Below are 23460 nucleotides of genomic sequence, written 5' to 3' on the forward strand. Positions count from 1 at the left end.
CAACCTATAAAAACATAAAAATATACGGATGAAAAAATATATCAAATATGGATTGCTGCTCATTGCGATTGCCCTGTTGGGATATAATGCTGTATATATAAAAAAGCTTAGCGAAGTGCGCGCTTCATCGGGCCAGAAATTTGATGCCGCCACTTATGTTGGAAAAATATGGGACGAGGCATTGCAGCAAAAATTGGATAGTGCGATCGAAATATCGGCGCTTCGGCAGGCGTTGCAAAGCGATCCCGAAAAGGCCTTTAGTGACTTTACAAAATCTCTAGCTATCGGGAACTATCGATACGCGTTGGTTAAAGGCCTGGCCACAGTCGAGCAGGTCAACGAAGATGACATTTCCATTGTGATAGAATCGCAGCCCGCTTTCAAAGCTGTTTTCGCTACAGAATTTATTTATGGGAATGCGCTTAGAGACGCCTCCGGGATTGTAAAATTGGAGGAATTTCCCAATACTGAAGATTTAAATGCTATTTCAGAAGCTTTGAATCAAGCTGTTCGGGAAAAAGTCGTACCTGCCATTAAGCCTTTGCTGGTGCCGGGAAAACGCGTCGCATTTGTGGGCGCTGTCGAACTAAATAAAGAACATATTCGCTTCGACAACATTGAAATTATTCCTGTCAGTATAAAATCCGTTTCCTGATGTTGATTGCTAAAAATATCACCAAAAGGTTTGCCGGCGTTACTGCGCTTAATAATGTGAATCTCGAATTATATCCCGGCAAAGTGAATGCCATTGTGGGAGAAAATGGCGCAGGGAAATCCACCCTGATGAAAATTTTATCAGGCGTTCATACGCAATATGAAGGAGCGATTATTTTCAACGGGGAACAGGTCAATTTTAAATCGACAAAAGAAGCAGAAAAAGCCGGCATTGCCATCATTCATCAGGAACTAAACCTCGTGCCGCATTTAAGTATAGCGGAGAATATTTTTCTGGGAAGAGAATTGACAAACGCAATGGGTATTTTGGATACAGCTGCAATGAATGCTCAAACAAGGGAATTGTTGAAAAAAGTTAACCTTGGAATGAGTCCTAATACGCCGGTGGCCAAACTCAAAGTGGGACAGCAACAATTGGTAGAAATTGCAAAAGCGCTGCATGCTAATGCAGAAGTTATCATCATGGACGAGCCTACTTCAGCTATCACCGATAAGGAAGTGGACAACCTGTTTACTATAATCGATGAGTTGAAGGCACAGGGAAAAATTGTGGTTTATATTTCTCATAAATTAAAAGAATTATTTTTAAAAGCAGATCATTACACTGTTTTGCGCGACGGAGCCACCATTGCCTCAGGCGAGATGAAACATATTTCGCAAAATGATTTGGTAGAAAAAATGGCCGGCCGAAAAATCATTATTGAAAAGAATATCTCGCAGCAGGTGTTTAGCGATCCGTTGCTACAGGTGAAAGGCTTGCGTCTTAGGAATGCAGAAAACTCCGACAGTTTTTTGGTAAAGGACGCTTCGCTGACGCTTCACAAGGGCGAAATATTAGGCTTATATGGCTTGATGGGCGCGGGTAGAACAGAATTGATCGAAACCATTTTTGGCCTCCATCCAAAAAGCAGCGACGGAGAAATCTGGATTGATGGATCTGCCCGAAAAATGACCAGCCCGGCAAGAGCTATCAGCGCGGGGGTCATGCTTGTTCCGGAAGACAGAAAGCTGCAAGGCCTTTGTTTGGGGCTGGGCGTTCGCCCGAATATTACTGTTACTGTTCTTAAACAATTAGAACAAAATGGCCTTTTTCTCAATGGTAAAAAAGAAAAGACTTTAACGGCCGAATACATCAGGCAATTAAATATTAAAACCGCTTCGCAGGAAACACTTTCAAAGAATCTGAGCGGGGGTAATCAGCAAAAGATTGTCATTGCAAAATGGCTGGCAAAAAAGCCAAAAGTGCTGCTGCTCGATGAACCCACGCGTGGCATCGACGTCGGCGCCAAATCGGAAATCTATAAATTGATTAAAGAGCTGGCGGCAACAGGCGTCGGCGTGATCGTCGTCTCCTCCGAGATTCCTGAAATCCTGGCTATAGCCAACAGGGTTTTGGTGATGTGTGAAGGAGAAATAACCGCCGATATGCCCGTGCATCATGCCAACGAAGCCAGGATGTTAAGTCACGCTATTCATAAAAACTAATTGACCTTACGATGACCGCCATTTCAACAAATTATAAACAACGGATCAAAAGTCTTCAGTCGCTGATCGCACTGGTATTGCTTTGCGCTGTATTAAGCATAATGACTGATACATTTTTTACGGCAGATAATGGACTGAATGTGTTGCGGCAAACTGCTGTAAATATTTGCATCGCAACAGGCATGACGCTCGTGGTACTGACCGGTGGTATCGATCTTTCAGTCGGTTCTGTACTGGCGCTCTGTGGCGCGGTAGCAGCAGGGCTGCTTAAAAACGGGATTGCATTGCCTTCCGCAGATACCTATATTGGTTTTACCATTCTCGGCGTTATACTCGCTGCCTTGGTGATCGGTGGTGTTTTAGGCTGGTTGAACGGATTTTTTATTACGAAGTTCAAAGTGCCGCCCTTTGTTGCCACCTTAGCTATGCTGACAGTCGCCCGCGGCCTCACGATGCTTTACACCGAGGGGCAGCCGCTCAGTAATTTGGGCCCCGGTTTTGCGTTTATCGGAGCAGGCTCGTTTTTAGGTATTCCGGTGCCGGTTTGGATAGCGCTTTTGGTGGTGCTGGTGGCGGTAGTCATTACCAGGCAAACCCGCTTAGGCCGGTATATCTATGCCATCGGCGGCAACGAAACAGCGGCCCGCTTTTCAGGTATCAATATTTCGAAAGTAAAAATGATTGTGTATGCGCTGGCGGGTATGATGGCTGCTGTCGGCGGCATCATCGTCACATCAAGATTAAATTCAGCGCAGCCCAACGCCGGCGCCAGTTATGAACTGGATGCCATTGCCGCGGTTGTGATTGGCGGCACATCGCTCAGCGGTGGCCGGGGCACCGTTTGGGGCACGGTCATGGGAGCTATTATTATCGGCGTTTTAAATAATGGTTTAGTGTTATTAAACGTATCTCCTTTTTGGCAGCAGGTCGTAAAAGGCGGGGTTATACTGTTGGCAGTAATTATTGATAAACTTGATAAGAAGGACTAACCATTGCGTTGATTAAAAAAAAGTGATACATGTCTTTTATTCTTTCTATAGATCAGGGAACAAGCGGCACTAAAGCTCTGGTAGTTGATGCCGCCGGGCAGGCTGTTGCAAAAGGCGCCGCCATCCTGGAAACCAAATATTTTGGCGAGGGCTTTGCAGAACAGGATCCCGAGCGTATTTACCAAAATGTACTGGAAGCGGTGAGCCGTTGCCTCAAAAATTTCGACGCCCTGGGATTTGATAAGGAAAATATTGTAGCCATTGGCATCTCTAATCAGCGCGAGACTTTTGTGGTGTGGGATGAAAAAGGAAATCCACTGCATGACGCGATCGTGTGGCAATGCAAAAGATCGGTTTCAACCTGCGAGACACTCAGAACCAAAGGTTTTTCTGAACGTGTTCAGGAAAAAACGGGCCTGGTAATTGATCCTTATTTTTCGGCGACCAAATTAATTTGGCTGGCCGGAAATGTACCGCAGATCAAAGATGCAATCGACAAGGGCAAGGCCTTGTTTGGCACCATTGACAGCTGGTTGCTTTACAGGCTTACAAAAGGTGAATGCTACGCAACGGATCACACCAATGCATCGCGCACCATGCTTTTTAATATACATGGCTTGACATGGGATGAAGGCCTTTTGGAAGATTTTGAATTACAGAAACTTCAGTTACCTGCCGTTAAAGCGTCTTCAGATTACTTCGGCGAAGCCGATTTGGACGGCCTTTTAGATCAACCGGTTCCGGTCATGGCAATGATAGGTGATTCGCACGCCGCGGCCTTTGGAGAAGGCTGTTTTGATAGCGGTACCGCCAAAGCGACGCTGGGTACGGGTTGCAGCATTATGATGAATATTGGCGGCCAGCCGGTGTCTTCAAAAAATGGCATGATGACGACTATTTGCTGGAGTGTGCCGGGAAGGGTCGATTACGCTTTGGAAGGTGTGATCGTAACCTGCGGGGCAACCATTGAATGGCTAAAAAACGAGATGGGTTTTTTTAATGACATCAAAGCAACGGCTGATATGGCTTTTGCCGTCCCTGATAATGGAGGCGTTTACCTGGTCCCGGCCTTCAGCGGATTAGGTTCTCCACATTGGCAAATGGAAAGGAAAGCCTCTATTACCGGCCTCACTTTTGCCACGAATAAAAACCACATAGTGCGCGCTGCCCTGGAATCAATTCCTTACCAGATCCGGGATGTTATCAGCGCTATGGAAAAGGACACGCATTTGTCGTTGAAGCAATTGATGACAAACGGGGGATTGTCGGCCAACGCTTTCGTGATGTCTTTGCTGACGGACGTTTTGAATAAGCCAGTCACAAAAAGTATTATGCCGGATGTGTCGGCGCTGGGTGCCGCTTACATGGCTGGCCTCGCGGCTGGTGTTTATAAGGATATTGCAACGCTCAGGAAATTAAAAACCGACAAAGAAATATTAATGCCCGCAGATGATCTACGCAATGTAAAAGCATGGTATCAGGGATGGATCAATACGCTGAAAGGGAAAGTTTAGAACATTAAAATACAAAAATTAGCACATGGAGTTATTGAAGCGTTATGTTTTTATCATCTTATTATTTATTACAACAGCAGTTGCCGGCCAACCCACGGTATTGAAATTCGATGACTTTAAACATTATGTAGAAAAGTTTAATACGATGGAAGATGAGCCTATTGTTCAGGCGATACCCAATAGCGCTTCCTGGGCCTGGATGCAACAGAATATCCCGCTTTTCAGTGCGCCCGATAAAAACTTTGAAGAAATCTTTTATTTCCGTTGGTGGACACTGCGTAAGCACATAAAGAAAACGGAGCAAGGGTTTGCGTTCACGGAATTTTTGGTGCAACGTTCCTATGCCGATAAATACAATCTGATCAGTAGCGGGCTGGGACATCATATTTATGAATCAAGATGGCTCCACGATCCGAAGTATATGAATGATAACCTGCGTATCTGGTATCGTGGTAATGAGGGAAAACCACTGAAAAGGCTACGCTTTTATAGCAGTTGGAACATTAATGCTATCTACAATCGATTTTTGGTTAATCAGGACACGTCTTTTTTAAAAGATTATTACGAAGATTTAAAAACAGATTATGCTGCGTGGGAAATGGAAAAACGTAACCCTGGCGGTCTGTTCTGGCAATTTGACGTAAGAGACGCTATGGAGGAAACCATCAGCGGAGGACGAAGAGAAAAAAATCCCCGGCCTTCTATCAACGGATATATGTATGGAAATGCGAAGGCAATGGCAGGTATCGCAGGCGTACTTAAAAAGCCGGAAGTTGAAAAACTGTTTCAGCGCAAAGCGGATAGTATTAAAGCAGATGTGCAGCAAAAGTTGTGGAACCCCTCCAGCGGATTTTTTGAAGTGAGAAAAGAAGAGGGCGACACGCTGGCCAATGTTATGGAAGAAATTGGTTTTATACCCTGGTACTTCAATTTGCCGGATGCGAAGTTTAACAAGGCCTGGCGCCATTTAATGAACCCCCAACATTTTAATGCGCCGGTTGGTATCACTACAGCGGATCGGAGTCACCCGGGGTTCAGGTCACATGGCTGCTGTAAATGCGAATGGGACGGCGCTGTCTGGCCCTTTGCAAGCGCTCAAACTTTAACGGCTATGGCTAATTTGCTGAACAATCATCAGAAGCCTTATGTTACGAAGCAAGATTATTTTTCACAGCTTGGAAAATATGTCACATCGCAGCATAAAAATGGCAAACCTTATATCGGCGAATACATGGACGAAAAAACGGGGCAATGGCTGACCGATGATGAAAGGGGCCGTTATTACAATCACTCTACCTTCAACGATCTGATTATTTCAGGATTGGTGGGCCTTCGCCCGCGGGCCGACAATAAGATCGAGGTCAATCCACTGCTTCCCCAAAAAACATGGGATTGGTTCTGTCTTGATAACGTTTTGTATCATGGGAAGATTATCACTATTATCTGGGATAAAACAGGGAAAAAATATGGTAAAGGAAAAGGCCTCTCCGTGTGGAGCAATGGCGAAAAAGTTGCGGCTTCAAAAAAATTAAAAAGGGTTACTGGCTCATTGTAAAACGAACAGACAACATGACCGGGGAAAAAACGCGAAAAGGAATTATACTATTATTCATGATTTTGACAACGAACATGGCAGCATACGCCACGCTCGTGTTGCCAAAAATTTTCAGTAATAATATGGTATTGCAGCAAGGTGTGCCTGTCGCAGTGTGGGGAACTTCCAGGCCCGGCGCGAAAGTTACGGTAACCTTTAAGCATGAAGTGAAAGCAGTTGTTGCGGATGATAAAGGGCAATGGAAATTATTTTTAAAGCCCTTGAAAGCTTCCGGCAAACCCGCCGTTTTAAATGTTGCTACAACAACCGATACCTTGCAATTGAACAATGTTTTGGTAGGAGAAGTATGGTTGTGTTCCGGACAATCGAATATGGAATTTGCGATGAGAAAGCTGGCTAAACTACAACCGCCCGCAGGCGAGCATTGGCCGGTAAACGAGGTGGCAACAGCGAATAATAATTTGATCCGCACCTTTCTTGTAGAGCGTAAAAAAATGGAGCCGGGTGAGCAACACGACGGATGGATCAACATTGATAATCCGGCTTTTCGTAATTTTTCAGCGGTAGCCTATTTTTTTGCAAAGGAACTTCAGCAACGGCTTCATGTTCCCGTAGGCGTTATCTCTGCCGCCATTCCCGGCAGCGCTATCGAGCCCTGGATGCCGGCTGAGGCCATGTTTCAGGAACCGTTCTTCCGTCATGCGGGAGGGGATCCGGCTAGAAAAATAAGTGGAGACGCCGGTAAGTTTTATTACACAATGATCGAGCCGCTGATCCCTTTTGCTATAAAAGGGTTTCTTTGGTGCCAGGGTGAAAGCAATTGTTTTCTCAACGAAAGAATTGAATATAGTTACAAAATGAAAGCGTTGATTAACTATTGGAGAGAGAAATGGAATAATAGCCAACTGCCTTTCTACTATGTTCAGATAGCGCCCTATTTTTATTCTAAAGCTACGGATCGCCCTTATACAGTATTTAGCGAGCCCGCGTTTTGGGAGGCGCAGGCTGCAGTTCTTAAGATGCCACATACTTTGATGATAGCAACAACCGACCTGAACACAGACCTGGCTGACCTGCACCCGGTCAACAAGTGGGACGTGGGACAGCGCCTCGCCCATGCGGCCTTAAGTAAAACTTATAAGGCAGACAACCGGCCGCCCATGGGCCCGGTATTTAAATCTGCATTGAAACAAGGCAATACATTTATTTTGGATTTTGATTATAAAGGGAAAGGCCTTAAAAGCAAAGATGGTCAACCATTGAACTTTTTTGAAGTGGCAGACGTGAACGGCGACTATCACGAGGCGGAGGCGCGTATTAAGGACAATAAAATATATGTTTATGCCAAAGATGTCACGCATCCTTACGATGTAAGGTTTGGCTGGAGGGAAGATGCCGATCCCAACTTGGTAAACTCAGCAGGTCTGCCAGCACTGCCTTTTAGAACTAATAATCCTATTATAGACAACTTTAACTGATGATGATAAGAATTGTATGGACGCTGTTTTTTGGCCTGGCTGCAAAACTCTGTTTCGCGCAGCAGACAGAAGTGGTATATCTCAGCGGCCGCGGCAATAATGATATGGTGCTGTGGGATTTTTTTTGCACCGGTGGAATGAATGCTGGAAAATGGACAAAGATCGGCGTGCCCTCCTGTTGGGAATTGCAGGGGTTTGGGAAATACGATTACGGCTTTGCGAAAGACAGTTTGCGCGGCAAAGAAACCGGACTTTATAAAACAACTTTCTCGGTTCCCGAGAACTGGAAGAAAAAAAACATCAACATCGTTTTTGAAGGAGTGATGACCGACGCGGAAGTGAAAATCAATGGCAGGTTGGCCGGCCCTAAACATCAGGGCGCTTTCTACGCTTTCAAATATGATATATCAGGCTTGTTGAAATACGGAAAGGAAAATTTGCTCGAGGTTCGCGTTGATAAACATTCCGCTAACAAATCTGTCAATGCCGCCGAGCGCGAAGCGGACTATTGGATTTTTGGAGGCATCTTTAGGCCGGTGTGGCTGGAAGCGCTTCCTTCGACGCATATGAGCGATGTAGCGATTGATGCCAAGGCAAACGGCGCATTTGAAGCGGCGATAGATGTGGAGGGGCGGCCTGATCGCTGTGTCATGCAACTTTTTGATGGGCGGCAAAAACAGGTAGGCAGTGATGTCGAAGTGGTGTTGGCGGCAGGTGGGGGTCGTGTTCAGGCTGATTTTGGCGGCATACAACCCTGGAACAGCGAATCGCCAACACTTTACAAGGCTGTCTTTTCACTTTATAAAAATGGAAATCTCGCGCATACGCTGTCGAAGAAAATAGGTTTTAGAACGGTGGAGGTAAAACAGCGCGACGGCATTTATATCAATGGCGTTAAAATGAAATTCAAAGGTGTCAACCGCCATTCGTTCCGGCCGGAAAGCGGACGAACGATGTCTTATCAGAACAGTGTGGAAGATGTGTTGTTGATGAAGGAAATGAACATGAACGCGGTGCGCATGAGCCACTATCCGCCAGACGGGCACTTTTTGGATGTCTGTGACTCACTTGGATTATATGTGATCGACGAACTGGCCGGATGGCATGGTCATTACGACACGCCCACGGGGAGCCTGCGTGTTCAGGAAATGGTAAAACACGATCGCAATCACGCTTCGGTTGTTATTTGGGCCAACGGAAATGAGGGCGGCAGCAATGCTGACCTGGATGAGCTGTTTGACGTGTACGACCTGCAAAAAAGAGTTGTTATCCATCCCTGGCAACTTCATAATGGTATTGAGACGCAACACTACCGCCAGTATAATTATGGAGTGGGCAATTACGATAATGGCAACGAAATAGTGATGCCTACCGAGTTTTTACATGGTTGGTTCGACGGTGGCCACGGCGCTGGCTTGGAGGATTATTGGAACCACATGTGGAGCGAGCCTTTGAGCGCCGGTGGGTTTCTGTGGGATTTTGCCGATCAGGGCGTGGTGCGAAAAGATAAAAATGATTTGATCGATACCGATAAAAGCCGCGGGGCCGACGGTATTGTGGGGCCGCATCATGAAAAGGAAGGTAGTTTCTACACGATCAGGCAAATTTGGAGTCCTGTTTTTTTTGAGCGGAGAGAAATTACCAGTGCTTTCGACGGAACCCTGCATATTGAAAACAGGTATCATTTTACCAACACGAATACCTGCGAGTTTAGTTGGAAACTAAAACGATTCGATGTAAAAAGTGCTCAGGAAATAACTGGTAAACTGACGGCGCCTGATCTAAAACCCGGCACAAAAGGAACGATTAAGATTCCGTTGCCTACGGACTGGAATCGCTACGACGTACTCTATGTTACCGTGAAAGATCAGTATCAACACGAATTATTTACATGGAGTTTTCCCATTGCGCCGCCTGCGCGGACAGCGAAAGTGCTGGCGGAAAACCAAGCCGCTGATGAAAAAGCTTCATTATCCGAAACGCGTGAATTCTTCGAGGTTCGTATCAAAGATGTGATGCTTACGCTGGATAAAAAAACAGGCATTTTAAAACAAGTAAGTAATCAAAAAGGAATCATTCCCCTTTCTAACGGGCCGGTGGTGCAGGAGGGAAGCACTAACTTTTCAGGGCTCTCTTATAAGTATGATAGCGACGGCAATTTGATCATTAGTTCGACTTTCGATAAGCGTAAAAGCTTTAATACTTTGGAATGGACTGTTTTTAGGAATGGCTGGGTTAAGCTGCGTGTGCACTACTTCCCCGATTCACTTCATACAAAAATGTTAGGTATTAATTTCGACCTGCCGGAAGATGAAATCCGCTCGGTAACTTATATGGGACAAGGCCCTTATCGCGTTTGGAAAAACCGGTTGAAGGGAGGTTTGTTTGGCGTATGGCAGAAGGATTATAACGATACAGAAACGGGGGAAAGCTGGAATTATCCGGAGTTTAAAGGTTATTATGCAGATTTTTACAAAGGGACTTTCAACACGGCATCGCAAAGCTTCGAGGTGCTTACTGAAACGGAAAACCTTTTTTTGAGGCTTTACGGGGCAAAATGGAAGACGGATCAATGGCACAACTACGAACCCTGGTTTCCTTCAGGTGATATTTCTTTTATGAATGCCATTCCTTCGATTGGTTCGCGCACGCAAACCAGGGAAACAACAGGGCCAATGGGCCTGGATAATATTTATTATGATTATGAAAAATCGAGAGAGCGGGCGCTCAACATCGTGCTGTGGTTCGATTTTACTTCAGGTTCGCGACTTGCTGTTCCACAAAAAAAGAATGATTGATGCTGATAAAAAATTATAAACTCGTTTTACTTTTGTTGTTATGCCCGGCGATATTGCATGCCCAAATCCAGGTTAAAAACCTGTTGGTCGAACAGCAATCGCACCCGATAGGAGTCGCTACTGATAAACCACGCTTTAGCTGGCAGCTGGTGTCAGATGAAAGAGGTGTCATGCAAACAGCTTATGAAATTATTGTTGCCAGTTCTAAATCAAATATCGATAAAAGTTTGGGTGATGTCTGGTCCTCTGGCAAAATAGCCAGCAGCGAATCCATTCTTATTCCTTTTAAAGGGAGCGGGCTTGTGCCTAACCGCTATTATTACAGTAAAGTAAAAGTATATACCAATAAAGGGAAAACGGTTTGGAGCAAACCCGTTTTTTTCACGCTTGGATTTTTAAATAGTGATGATTGGAAGGCGAAATGGATCGGCTACGATAAGGCATTTCCCTGGGATAGTATTTCACAGTGGTCGCGCTTGTCAGCACGTTACTTTCGGAAAGAGTTTTCGACCGAAAAAAGGATAAAAAAGGCATTTGTCAATATTGTAGGGCTGGGCATGTATGAATTGCGGATCAATGGCGCCATAATCGGCGATCAGGTGTTGGCGCCTGCGCCTACCGATTATCGCAAGTCTGTGTTGAGTAATACTTTTGATGTGACCGAACATATCGCCGAAGGCCTGAATGCTATTGGGGTTGTATTGGGCAACGGCCGGTTTTTCACCATGCGGCAGGATTATAAACCGTATAAGATAAACAACTTTGGTTTCCCTAAGCTGCTTTTTCAATTGGACATTTTATATCAGGACGGATCGAAGAAAAGAATTATTTCAGATGATAGCTGGCGGTTTACAGCAGACGGCCCGATCCGGACCAACAATGAGTATGATGGCGAGGAGTATGATGCAAATAAAGAGTTAGGCAACTGGGCTTCGACCGGATACAATGATGCAACATGGTTGAAACCCGACGTGGTCGAAGCGCCGCAGGGAAAGCCTATGCCGCAGCCCAACCAGCCGATGAAGATCATGCAGCGGATTCAACCCCGCGCTATCAGCAAGCTAAAAGATGATGTCTATATCCTGGATATGGGTCAGAACTTTTCAGGCTGGCTTCAGATCAAGGTAAAAGGAAAGAAGGATGATCGTGTGCGGATGCGTTTTGCGGAAAGCCTTCAGCCGGACGGCTCTTTATACCTGGCCAATCTTCGCGATGCCAAGGTTACCGATGTTTACACATTGAAAGGCGATGGCTTGGAACAATGGCATCCGGCTTTTGTGTATCATGGCTTTCGGTATGTAGAAATTTCCGGCTGGCCCGGCGTTCCCGATATTTCTGACTTTGAAGGCCATATGGTTTATGACCAGATGCAAACAGCCGGCCATCTCGAAACTTCCGATTCAACCATTAATCAGATTTTACATAACGCATGGTGGGGCATTGCTTCTAACTATAAAGGTATGCCCGTTGATTGCCCGCAGCGCAACGAACGCCAACCCTGGTTGGGCGACCGCGCACAAGGCGCTTATGGTGAAAGTTTCCTTTTTAATAATGCGTCTTTATACGCCAAGTGGCTCGATGATATAGAGGCGGCTCAGACGCCGGAAGGCGCTATTCCCGATGTGGCGCCTGCTTTTTGGAATTACTACAGCGACAATATAACCTGGCCCGGAACTTATATTTTGGTGGCCGATATGCTATATCATCAGTTTGGCGACCGGCAAAGTATCATCAGTCATTATCCGTCTATGAAAAAATGGATGCTTTATATGAAGGATAAATACATGCAGCAATTTATTTTGACAAAAGACAAATATGGCGATTGGTGTGTGCCGCCTGAAGACCTTAAGATGATCAAATCCCAGGATAGTACCCGAACGACAAAAGGTGCGCTGCTTGCAACCGCTTATTACTACAAGTTATTGGAACTGATGCAAAAGTTTGCAGCCTTATCAGGCCAGAAAAATGATATTGCTGTTTATACCACGCTTCGGGCAAATATAAAAAAGGCATTCAATCGTCAGTTCTTTGACGAGTCCACTGCATCTTATGATAATGGCACCGTAACGGCCAACCTGCTGCCTTTATATTTTGAAATGGTGCCGCAAAATAAAAGGCAATCTGTTTTCGATAATATAATAAGGAGACTGGAGCAAGATCATATGCATATCAGCACGGGCGTGATCGGTACGCAATGGCTGATGCGCGGATTGACAAATAATGGACGGAGCGATGCTGCGTTGCGGCTTGCCGCCAACCGCACCTATCCCAGCTGGGGTTACATGATCGAAAATGGAGCCACCACCATTTGGGAACTCTGGAATGGCAACACGGCCAATCCGCAAATGAATTCTCAAAACCATATCATGTTGCTGGGCGATTTGTTGATATGGATGTTTGAACGATTGGGCGGTATAAAATCGGCCCAGCCTGCTTTTAAGACTATTGAAATGAAACCCGTATTTGGCGCTGGTTTAAAGCATAGCAAGGCGGCTTATCAATCGCCATACGGAACAATCAAAAGCAATTGGACTTATAAGGAAGGAAAGATTGAGTGGGACATTGAGGTCCCTGCCAACTGCGATGCGGTCATTCATTTACCTGCAAAAAATGTGGCAACGGTTAAAGAGTCGGGAGCAGCAGTGAAAAATGGGGCCGACATTTCCCTGCTTACTTATGAAAACGGGGTTGCCGTTTTTAAATTAGGTAGCGGCCATTATCATTTTACCAATTAGATTAAATGTGAAAACTGACAAGTATTAAAAATTTACGAATGAAAAAAATAGCAGGCCTGGTAGCCTTTAGTTTGTTGTGCAGCTCGCTTTCGTTAAAAGCCCAGCAATTGACCGAGGAACAAAAAAAAGCTGCGGAATGGGCAGCGGAGCTTAAATTGAACGACGACGCCAGCCAAAAAAGGGTAGCAGCCGCCATCGGTGAGCATCTCACAAAAGTGAAAGAATGGCATAACGCTCATGCGGTTAATGAAAATCCGGGAGGCCTCAATCCTGCTACTGGCAATGCTTTGAGCAAATTGGACTGGGAAGTGATTTATTGCTCTCAAAAACCGGAATCCGTAAGAAGGGATTTGATGTCGGTGTTAACAGCGGAATTATCACCCGAGCAGGTAGAAGCAGTCTTTGATCAATACACCATCGGGAAAGTAGCTTTTACGATGAAGGGTTATGAGGCGATCGTACCCGATTTAACGGACGAGGAGCGGACTGAGATTTTAAAGCAGTTAAAGCAGGCAAGATCAATAGCGATCGACTATAAAAGCATGAAAGAGATCTCCGCCATTTTTGAAATATATAAAACTAAGTGCGAGCAATACCTAAATAGCAACGGTCGCGACTGGCGGCAGCTTTTTAAGGATTATGTAAATAAAAGAAATGCCGAGAAGGCTGCGCAAAACAAAAAATAAGTCAACCCTATGTGCCTGAAAAAAAATGTATTTATCCTTTGCCTGTTATGTCTTGCTTTTTGCGTCGAAGCGCAAACCGACCGTTGGAAAAAAGGTATTGTTGTAGACGAGTTTATTTTTGATACTGCTTCTTTTCCGCAATCTCATGCAGCCACGATAGTTGAAACGCCTGAAGGTATAATGGCCGCCTGGTTTGGAGGAACGAAAGAAGGGAATAAGGATGTTTGTATCTGGACGAGCCATTTGCAAAATGGAAAATGGACGCCCCCCGCGATGGTGGCCGATGGCGTCCTGAACGACACCCTGCGGTATGCCTGTTATAATCCGGTACTTTACCAGGTGCCCAACGGCGAATTATTATTATTTTATAAAATCGGGCCCAATGTGGCCGGCTGGACGGGATGGATGAAGCGGTCGAAAGATAACGGACATACCTGGAGCGCGCGAGAGAAACTGCCTGAGGGATATTTAGGCCCCATTAAAAATAAACCTGAGCTGGTTAATGGCGTTTTGGTTTGCCCTTCAAGCACGGAGCAGGACGGCTGGCGGGTGCATTTTGAATACACAAAAGATTGGGGTAAAACCTGGACTAAGTCGGAGCCTATTAACGACGGACGGGAAATTTTGGCGATACAACCGTCGATTCTTAAATATAAAAATGGAGCGCTTCAGGCAGTGGGGCGTACGCGCAATACTTTTATTTTTCAAAGCTGGAGCCACGATGGAGGCCAAACCTGGTCTGAAATGTCTGCGCTCGACCTGCCAAATAATAATTCCGGAACGGATGCCGTGACTTTAAAAGATGGCAGGCAGTTGATGGTTTATAACCACGTGTTGCCGGATAGCAGTTGGGTGAGGGGGAAAGGCCCGCGCACCCCGTTAAATGTTGCGCTCTCCAAAAACGGGAAAAAATGGTACGCCGCTTTGGTGCTTGAAGATTCTCCCATTAGCCAGTATTCTTACCCTTCCGTCATACAAAGTAGCGATGGGATGGTGCATATCGTTTACACCTGGCGGCGACAGAAGATCAAATACGTAAAGGTTGATCCGGACCGCTTAAAGCTCACGAAAATTAAAAACAGGCGCTGGCCCGGAAAAGTGATTGCTAAAAAAGGTGTTGTAACAGACGATTAAATGCTGTTGTAAAGTTTGTGGCCGGCAAAGCGCCGGCCGCAATCATTGCTTGTCATATAAAACGAAGATGTGAAAAATATTCCGGTAATCGATTTAGCCATCATTGTGCTATACCTGATAGGTATGGTTTGGATAGGATTCTATTTTTCGAAAAAAAACAAAAATGCGGAGCAGTTCACGAAGGCTTCCGGCCGTATCCCCGGCTGGGCCATCGGTCTGTCTATCTATGCCACTTTTCTAAGCAGCAATACTTTTCTCGGCGTTCCGGGTAAAGCCTTTGGGTCAAACTGGAATGCGTTTGTTTTCAGTATTTCCATGCCGCTGGCTGCTATCTTCGCCGCAAAATATTTCGTGCCTTTTTATCGCCGCACGGGCGCCGTTTCGGCTTACACCCATCTTGAACACCGCTTTGGCCCCTGGGCCCGAACCTACGCAGTGGTTTGTTTTGTGCTTACCCAATTTGCAAGAATGGGTTCTGTTTTTTTCGGGATGGCGCTGAGCTTACAGGCGCTGCTGGGGTTTTCCATGGCCTCCATCATGATCATTATGGGCATCTGCATTATTGTCTATACCGTTATGGGGGGAATGGAGGCCGTCATCTGGACGGAAGTTGTTCAGGGCATTTTAAAAACACTCGGCGCGCTTTTGATTTTATATCTGGTACTTCGCGAAATTCCAGGCGGTATTGAAAAAGCGTATGAGATAGGCAAAGCTGCCGACAAGTTCAGCCTGGGCACTATGAAACCGGATTTTACACAATCGGGTTTTTGGGTCGTGTTGCTCTACGGTTTTTTTATCAACCTGAATAATTTCGGCATGGACCAGAACTATGTGCAGCGATACCATACCGCTATGGACACAGCACAGGCTAAAAAGTCCATCTGGCTTTGCGTGGCAATGTATGTGCCGGCGTCGCTTTTATTTTTTATCATCGGTTCCGCGTTATTTTCTTACTACCAGTTAAACCCCGAACTAACAGAAGGATTGAAACAAGCGGTTGCAACCGAAAGGCTGGGGCTGGGCGCGTCAGCACAGCAGGTCAACGAATTGGCCGCAACCCTACAGCCTGCCGATTATGGTGATAAAGTGATGCCGCATTTCATGGTATATAAGATCCCGAAAGTATTTCTTGGGCTGATTATCGCCGCAGTGTTATCGGCCGGTATGAGTACCATTAGCTCGGGGATGAACGCCTGCGCTACTGTTTTTACAAAAGACATTTATCAACGCTATTTCAAACCTGATCTCGAAGGAAAAAGCGAATTGAGGATACTTTACCTAGCGACGATAATTTTTGGCTTAATTGGCCTCGGTACAGGCCTGGCGATGCTGGGTATCAAAAGTGTACTGGACATCTGGTGGCAGCTATCGGGTATTTTTGCCGGAGGCATGCTGGGGCTGTTTTTGTTAGGCATCATGAGCCGAAATACTAAAAATAAACAGGCCATTATAGCAGTCATAGTCGGAATTATGGTCATCTTATGGCTCACTTTCTCGCCGCGCCTCCCGGATGCCTACAGCGCTTTCAGATCTGCCCTGCATATCAATATGGTTATCGTTGTGGGCACTTTGACTATATTTTTAACCGGTGTTTTTATTACCTTTCTTACGCGAAAAAAATAACTGAAAAATGAAAATTTTTAATTTAAATAAGACAATAGCAGTTGCTCATAAAGAATCCTTTTATACGATTGATGATATAACATGGGATGAATTGCTCAATCAGCCAATGTTATTTTCATTTCTGCTGAATAAAATTCAGATGCTCAAGCCGGTCGCTGATCTGGAAACTATCAATAGCCAAGAGGTTGGTGTTCCAATGGGCAGCCAGGAAGTGTGGGCCGCCGGTGTTACCTATCTGCGCAGCAAGCTGGCGCGCATGGAGGAAAGTGAGGAAAGTGGCGGGGCAACTTTTTATGATAAAGTGTATGATGCGGAACGCCCTGAGTTGTTTTTTAAAGCGAATGCACATCGCGTGATTCCGTCGGGCGGTAAAGTGCGTATAAGAAAAGACAGCAGCTGGAACGTGCCAGAGCCGGAGCTGGTGCTGGTTGTGAATGCCTCCGGCTCTATTGTCGGATACACCATTGGAAATGATATGAGCAGCCGCAGCATTGAGGGTGAAAACCCGCTCTATCTTCCGCAGGCGAAGGTTTATGACGGCAGCGCCGCGATCGGGCCTTGTGTCCTGGTTAGAGAAGAGGAGGATATTGATCCTGCGACAGGCATCTCCATCGAAATACGCCGCAATGAAAAAGTCGTGTATGCCGCTTCCACTTCCATTAATCAAATGAAAAGAAAGCATGCAGAATTGGTTGATTTTTTATACCGCGAATATAGCTTTCCGCAGGGCGCTTTCCTGATGACCGGCACTTGTTTGGTACCCGACGAAGATTTTACATTAAACAGTGGCGATGCGATTGCAATCTCCATCGACGGAATTGGTACCCTTCAAAACACCGTAGCCTGAAAAAGCCGTTAAAATCAAGATAATGCCGCTGTTTTTTTGCGAAGCGGATGACGGGCATTAGTTTTGCGGCGTGAAATTTTTGATTTACCTCTTTACGCTTTACATGTTCCTGATGCCTGTCGCAGGCTGGGCGGGCGTTTCATCGTGTAGCGATGAGGTTGCCGCCGGTGTGGCCTGCGCGGATGATGAGCCAGAAGGGGACGAGGATTGCAGCCCGCTTTGCGATTGCTCTTGTTGTTTTCATCTTGTTGTTAATGAATTCAGCCTTCAGAAATTATCCAATACCGAAAATATATTCAACCGCCAATCATTTCCATTTTATAGAAACAGGTTGTTACCCGCTGATTGCCGCGGTAATATCTGGCAGCCGCCGAAATAATTTCCTGATCCCTTGTTAGCTGTTGGACAAAAGTTCAACCCCGTTTTGAATCTTTTTTAGATCCAATGGCCGTGGTTTATTATGCACGGCGATTAGATCAACCTATTTTTTTCAATAAAATGATAAAGAAATTATTATTAGTGTTGCTGACCCTAATCAGCGGTCGGTTAGTCTATGCGCAGCATCAATTTACAACCATCGTCAAAAGCGAACCCGATCAAAAATTCTTAAAAGGCGTAACGGTTACTGTCTCCACCTTTGGTCAGGCCATCACGGATGCGCAGGGGCGCGCACAGATCGGGAATATTTCCAGCGGCGCCTTTGCTGTCACCTGGAGCCATGTAGGATTCATCACAAAAACCGACACCATCCGCTTTCCTTTAGAGAACGGCCAGCCGATTGAAGTTTATCTAGAACCTGAAGAAGAAGCGATGGAAGAAGTTATTGTGCAGAGTACACGTACCAGCCGCACGATTTCTAATACGCCTACCCGCGTTGAGATTATCGATGGCGAAGAACTGGAAGAAAAGAACAATATGCGTCCGGCGAATGTGTCAATGTTGCTACACGAAAGTACCGGCATACAGGTGCAACAAACTTCGGCAACAAGCGGCAACGCAAGCCTGCGTATCCAGGGGCTCGACGGTCGGTATACGCAGTTATTGAAAGATGGTTATGCCAATTTTGGCAATTTTGCGAGCGGCTTGAGTATTTTAGAAATTCCGCCGCTGGATCTGAAGCAGGTAGAAGTGATTAAAGGCCCGGCGTCTACCTTGTATGGCGGTGGTGCGATTGCGGGCGTCGTAAATTTTATAAGTCGGACACCGGATGAAAAATTCGAAGGTGATATTATGCTGAACCAGTCTAATATCGGCCAGTCCAATATCGGGGGTTATTTTTCCGGGCGTGGACAAAAGATGGGCTATGCCGTTCTGGGTTTATTAAATCTGCAAAAAGCTTACGATGTCGATGGGGATGACTTTTCTGACCTGCCGCGCAATAATAATTTCACGATCAACCCGCGCTTGTTTTTTTATCCGGATGAAACGACGCTGATTACCATCGGAAATAGCCTGACCGTCAGCAAAAATACGGGTGGCGACATGCACGTCATTAGTGGTGACGATCGGGACGGGCATGTTTATTATGAAAAAAACGAAACATTCAGGAATACGAGTACATTGGAATTGTCAAAGCAGTTTTTAAACAAGAGCAATTTCCGGCTAAAGCAAAGTGTTACCATTTTTAATCGCGATCTGACCATGCCCGGATATCAGTTTATGGGTAAGAATATCAACAGCTTTACAGATATGTCCTATTTGCGCTACCTGGCCAACCATACGATGATTGGCGGCGCCAATTTTATCTACGATCAGTTTGAACAGGAAATGTCCGCTATGTTCGATAACCGTTCGGCAACAGCGGGTTTGTATTTTCAGGATACCTGGGATTTGAGCGAGCTCGTTAAGTTGGAAACCGGGCTGCGCGTGGACCATGTAAATTATCGCAATAATAATTTTAAGAAAGCGCAAACTTTTGCTCTCCCGCGTGTGTCTGCGCTATTCAAATGGTCAGGCCAACTAAGCTCCCGTATTGGCGGCGGCTACGGATATAAAACGCCAACGCTTTTTACAGAACGCACTGAGGGGATGCAATACCGCAATATAGCTGCGCTAGAAAATGTGACGGCAGAAAAAAGTGTGGGCGGAACGGCGGATATTAGCTACCGGACAAACATAGGAGGGGCTTTTTCGTTGAGCCTGAACCAAATGTTTTTCATGACCCATATTAATAAACCATTGGTATTGGAGCAGATTTCCGAGACATCTTTTTCGTTTGTTAATGCAGGCCAACCGGTGGTGACTCAAGGGTTTGAAACCAATCTCAGGTTTATTTTTAAAGAGGATCTGAAGTTGTTTTTAGGTTATACTTTTACGGACGCACGGGCGACTTATCTGCAGCAAAATCAAGTGTTGCCGCTGATGCCCAAACATAAATTAAACACCGTGTTGATGTATGAAAAGGAAGACAACTTTAAGCTGGGCCTGGAAGGTTACCATACCGGTACGCAATATCTGTATAACGGAACGAAGACGCCATCCTTTTGGGAATTTGGTTTTATGGCGCAGAAAACTTTTGGCAGGTTTTCCCTTTTTGTGAATTTTGAAAACTTTACGGATGAGCGGCAAAGCAATTATAAACCAGTTGTGAGCGGCCCCTTGCAAGCTCCTGCTTTTGATGATATATGGAACCATATGGAAGGTCGCGTCGTTAATGGAGGTGTTAAAATAAAGATTTAAATTTTGTACCACAACATGCGTAGCAATGATTATTTAGCTACGCATGTTTTTTTGACCGCTTCTGGCAGGCGGTGGCGGCCGGGGCGTTTAGCAAAATAATCCATCACAATAATTTTTTCCTACATCGATTTGGCATTAAAAAATGGCAATTTTATAGCAAAAAATGATGCAGACGATTGCTGGAAAATTTGTTCCCGTGATGATCACGCCATTTGATCTCAAAGCCAATATCGATTATAGCGCCGTTAATACCCTGATTGATTTTTACCTGCAGGCGGGCGTTAAGGGTATTTTTGCCAACTGCCTCAGCAGTGAAATGTTTAGCATCAGTGAGGAAGAAAGGTTGCAACTGACCCAACACATCGTTTCCTATGTGAAAGGGCGTGTGCCGATTGTGGCCACAGGTTCTTTTGGCCTTACTTTAGAAGATAAAGCAATTTTTACCAGGAAAATTTATGACACTGGCGTAGATGCCGTTATTTTAATAACGGGCCATTTTGCTAAAATTGAAGAAGGTGATGACGTGTTGTTGCGCAACTTTGAAAAGATGTTCGCACTCACGGGAAATATTCCATTAGGCATGTACGAATGCCCGGCGCCCTATAAGCGTATTATAAGCCCGGATGTTTTCCGGCAATTACTTCAGGCCGACCGCCTCATCTATCACAAAGACACTTCGATCACACATGAAAATGTGCTGGCCAAGTTGGATATCTTGAAAGAAGTGCCCAACCGCCTTGAATTTTATGATGCCCACACACCCAATGCGATGTTTAGTATGCGGCATGGTGCCGTGGGTATGTCTTCTATTTCAGGAAACTTTTATCCCGAGATAATGGCATGGATGATAGCGAACGTCAACAATCCGGATAAGCAGGGCGCCGTAGCCTGGCTGCAGGAGCAGCTTACCGCTGTCGATCCGATGATTCATGTGGCTTATCCGATGAGCGCCAAATATTTTTTGCAGAAACGAGGGCTTCCTGTGAGAACGATTAGCAGGGCTTATGCGTTACATCTGACGCCCGATCAAAAGAAGGAAGTCGATGCGCTCTACGACCGGTTTCTCGTTTGGTGCGACCGCCTGGGCATCGAGCCGGTCGCTGCTAAAAGCCTGGTTTAATTCTTATTGTAATATTAAAAACCTTTAAAAACTATTGGAAATCGAAAATAATTTTAAGATTTTTTTCCCGGGAAAATTGGTGTTTGCCAACGGATGTATCGATCAGCTTGCAGCGGAAATAACATCGCTTTCCGCAAAGAAAGTTTTTATCGCTACGATAGCTCCGTTAGCGCAGCATATCAGCGGTTTTGTTCAACAATTGACTGCTGAAGGAATCGAAGTACAGACTGATACAAGTATCGTGCAGGAGCCGGGGTTCAATGATTTTGGAAAGTTAATGGAACGCGTTGCGCCATTCAATCCCGACGTGGTCGTGGGTATTGGCGGTGGCAGCGTTTTGGATGTGGCAAAACTGGTGGCTGCGCAACTTGATAATCAGCAGCAGTTGCGCGATTATGTGGGAATTGGATTGTTGAAGCAACGCGCCAAAAAGCTGATCTGTGTGCCGGCTACCTCGGGCACAGGGAGCGAAGTTTCTCCAAATGCGATCCTGGTCGACGATGCCGATAACCAGAAAAAAGGAATCATTAGCCCTTTTCTGCTGCCCGATATCGTATATGTAGACCCGCTGCTGACGGTTTCTGTACCGCCCGCTATTACTGCCGCAACCGGCATGGACGCCCTAACGCATTGTATGGAAGCTTATACGAATAAGTTTGCCCAACCTTTTATTGATATGATGGCTTATGAGGGAATGAGGCTGATTGCTGCTCACATTGAAACAGCTGTCCATGACGGCGCAAACAGGGAAGCGAGAGAAAAAGTGGCCATGGGGAGCCTTTTAGGAGGTTTTTGCCTCGGCCCCGTAAACACGGCCGCAGTACATGCTTTATCCTATCCTTTGGGAAGTATGTTTCACCTCGCGCACGGCTTGTCCAACGCGTTGTTACTGCCATATATTATGGAATTTAATATTCCGGCTGCGCCAAAAAAATACGCCGAGGTAGCAATAGCGCTGGGTTGTAGCCGCCAGGCAGATGACCTGGCTACGGCTTTGCAAGGCGTTGAGTGCATCAGGAAATTGAATAAAGCCTGCGGCATTCCGCAATCTTTGAAAGAGGTAAAAGTGACAGAAGCCGCTATTCCGGAAATGGCCGCAAACGCAATGAAAGTGCAGCGGCTTCTAAAGAATAATCCCAGGCCCGTTGCAGAAGCGGACGCTATATCTATTTATAAAAAAGCCATGTTGTAAAGGGATCACCTACCTTATCTCTAAGCAGATTTAAATGAATTAGAATGCATGCTGAAAAAAAATATAAAGGCATTATTATTCCGGCGGTAACGCCGTTGACGCCTGATTTTGCAATTGACACGGCAGCTGTTGAAAAAATCTTCGATCATTTTTATCAACATCAGGCTTCGCCATTTATTTTAGGAACCACGGGCGAGTCGGCCTCTCTTTCACTGCAGCAGAAAAAAGATTATGTAAAAGCTGCTGCCCATGCTAAGAAAAGCAATACTGTATTGTATGCCGGCATTTCGTCTAATGTCGTTTCGGAGTCGATCGATTTTGCAAATTTCTGCGGCGATCATGGTGTCGATGCGGTAGCTGCTACGTTGCCATCTTATTATGCGTTGTCTGAAACCCAGATGAGGCAATACTTTGAGCAACTGGCTGAAAATATTTCAATTCCGTTGATTATTTACAATATTCCTGCTACAACGCATATGAGTATTCCCATAAATCTTATCGACGAGCTTAGCCATCACCCTAATATAATGGCTACCAAAGATTCGGAGCGCAGCGAAGAAAGGTTGGCGCAGTCTTTAGCTTTATGGAAAGACAGGAAAGATTTTGGTCATTTTCTGGGTTGGGCCGCGAAGTCGGCGGATGCGCTTTTGGGCGGGAGCGATGGGCTCATTCCGAGCACGGGAAATTTGTTGCCCGCCATTTATGAAAAAATGCTCGGCGCTGTTGCCGCGGGAGATAAAGCTTTGGCCTATGAAATCCAGGCGCAGAGCGACCTGGGCGGCAGCTTGTATCAGTCAGGCCGCACGCTGGGCGAAAGCCTTTGGGCGTTGAAAGTATTAATGAAAGAGCGCGGGCTGTGCGAACCGGTGGTAATGCCGCCGCTGCAGGCGCAGGGAAAAGAGCAGGAAGAAGCATTGATGCAATCTTTAAAAGAAAGTAAACTTGGATAA

17 protein-coding genes are annotated in these 23460 nt (G+C 45.7%); all 17 read left to right on the forward strand.

Annotated elements, in window-relative coordinates; all coding sequences use genetic code 11:
* The first annotated feature begins 28 nt into the window (after window positions 1–28).
* The 17 genes from ABDK00_RS07820 to ABDK00_RS07900 all read left to right on the forward strand — a co-directional run bounded on the left by ABDK00_RS07820 (window position 29) and on the right by ABDK00_RS07900 (window position 23460).
* Window positions 29–655: a DUF2291 domain-containing protein gene (locus tag ABDK00_RS07820; protein WP_346238610.1), complete on the forward strand. Its 627-nt coding sequence runs from the start codon at window positions 29–31 to the stop codon at window positions 653–655.
* Complete coding sequence (locus ABDK00_RS07825; protein WP_346238609.1) at window positions 655–2160, forward strand: sugar ABC transporter ATP-binding protein; 1506 nt, start codon at window positions 655–657, stop codon at window positions 2158–2160. Before ABDK00_RS07820 ends, ABDK00_RS07825 begins: the two co-directional genes overlap by 1 nt.
* Window positions 2161–2171: 11 nt before the next feature.
* A complete protein-coding gene (locus ABDK00_RS07830; protein WP_346238608.1) occupies window positions 2172–3149 on the forward strand; it encodes an ABC transporter permease in 978 nt (325 codons plus the stop codon).
* A 29-nt stretch (window positions 3150–3178) separates the two neighbouring features.
* Window positions 3179–4663 (forward strand): glycerol kinase GlpK, encoded by a 1485-nt coding sequence (locus ABDK00_RS07835; protein WP_346238607.1) that lies wholly within the window; start codon window positions 3179–3181, stop codon window positions 4661–4663.
* Between the two features lie 25 nt (window positions 4664–4688).
* Window positions 4689–6218 carry an MGH1-like glycoside hydrolase domain-containing protein gene (locus tag ABDK00_RS07840; protein WP_346238606.1) on the forward strand — a complete coding sequence of 510 codons (1530 nt, stop codon included), beginning with the start codon at window positions 4689–4691 and terminating at the stop codon, window positions 6216–6218.
* 56 nt (window positions 6219–6274) lie between these two features.
* Window positions 6275–7696 carry a sialate O-acetylesterase gene (locus ABDK00_RS07845; protein ID WP_346238605.1) on the forward strand — a complete coding sequence of 474 codons (1422 nt, stop codon included), beginning with the start codon at window positions 6275–6277 and terminating at the stop codon, window positions 7694–7696.
* Window positions 7696–10494 carry a glycoside hydrolase family 2 TIM barrel-domain containing protein gene (locus tag ABDK00_RS07850; protein ID WP_346238604.1) on the forward strand — a complete coding sequence of 933 codons (2799 nt, stop codon included), beginning with the start codon at window positions 7696–7698 and terminating at the stop codon, window positions 10492–10494. The genes ABDK00_RS07845 and ABDK00_RS07850 overlap by 1 nt, the downstream gene beginning before the upstream one ends.
* On the forward strand, window positions 10494–13229 hold the full coding sequence (locus ABDK00_RS07855; RefSeq protein WP_346238603.1) for an alpha-L-rhamnosidase: 2736 nt from the start codon (window positions 10494–10496) through the stop codon (window positions 13227–13229). The genes ABDK00_RS07850 and ABDK00_RS07855 overlap by 1 nt, the downstream gene beginning before the upstream one ends.
* A gap of 38 nt (window positions 13230–13267) precedes the next feature.
* Window positions 13268–13915, forward strand: a complete 648-nt coding sequence (locus ABDK00_RS07860) for a DUF3826 domain-containing protein (protein WP_346238602.1) — start codon at window positions 13268–13270, stop codon at window positions 13913–13915.
* A gap of 9 nt (window positions 13916–13924) precedes the next feature.
* Window positions 13925–15049: a sialidase family protein gene (locus tag ABDK00_RS07865; protein WP_346238601.1), complete on the forward strand. Its 1125-nt coding sequence runs from the start codon at window positions 13925–13927 to the stop codon at window positions 15047–15049.
* Between the two features lie 69 nt (window positions 15050–15118).
* Window positions 15119–16672, forward strand: coding sequence for a sodium:solute symporter (locus tag ABDK00_RS07870; protein WP_346238600.1), 1554 nt, complete (start codon window positions 15119–15121; stop codon window positions 16670–16672).
* A 7-nt stretch (window positions 16673–16679) separates the two neighbouring features.
* Window positions 16680–17519, forward strand: coding sequence for a fumarylacetoacetate hydrolase family protein (locus ABDK00_RS07875; protein WP_346238599.1), 840 nt, complete (start codon window positions 16680–16682; stop codon window positions 17517–17519).
* 70 nt (window positions 17520–17589) lie between these two features.
* Window positions 17590–17898, forward strand: coding sequence for a hypothetical protein (locus ABDK00_RS07880; protein WP_346238598.1), 309 nt, complete (start codon window positions 17590–17592; stop codon window positions 17896–17898).
* Window positions 17899–18017: 119 nt separating this feature from the next.
* Window positions 18018–20198, forward strand: a complete 2181-nt coding sequence (locus tag ABDK00_RS07885) for a TonB-dependent receptor (protein ID WP_346238597.1) — start codon at window positions 18018–18020, stop codon at window positions 20196–20198.
* 163 nt (window positions 20199–20361) lie between these two features.
* Window positions 20362–21318 carry a dihydrodipicolinate synthase family protein gene (locus ABDK00_RS07890; RefSeq protein WP_346238596.1) on the forward strand — a complete coding sequence of 319 codons (957 nt, stop codon included), beginning with the start codon at window positions 20362–20364 and terminating at the stop codon, window positions 21316–21318.
* Between the two features lie 34 nt (window positions 21319–21352).
* On the forward strand, window positions 21353–22510 hold the full coding sequence (locus ABDK00_RS07895; protein WP_346238595.1) for an iron-containing alcohol dehydrogenase: 1158 nt from the start codon (window positions 21353–21355) through the stop codon (window positions 22508–22510).
* A gap of 44 nt (window positions 22511–22554) precedes the next feature.
* Window positions 22555–23460 (forward strand): dihydrodipicolinate synthase family protein, encoded by a 906-nt coding sequence (locus tag ABDK00_RS07900; protein ID WP_346238594.1) that lies wholly within the window; start codon window positions 22555–22557, stop codon window positions 23458–23460.

Source organism: Niabella insulisoli, assembly GCF_039652435.2.
GTDB lineage: Bacteria > Bacteroidota > Bacteroidia > Chitinophagales > Chitinophagaceae > Niabella > Niabella insulamsoli.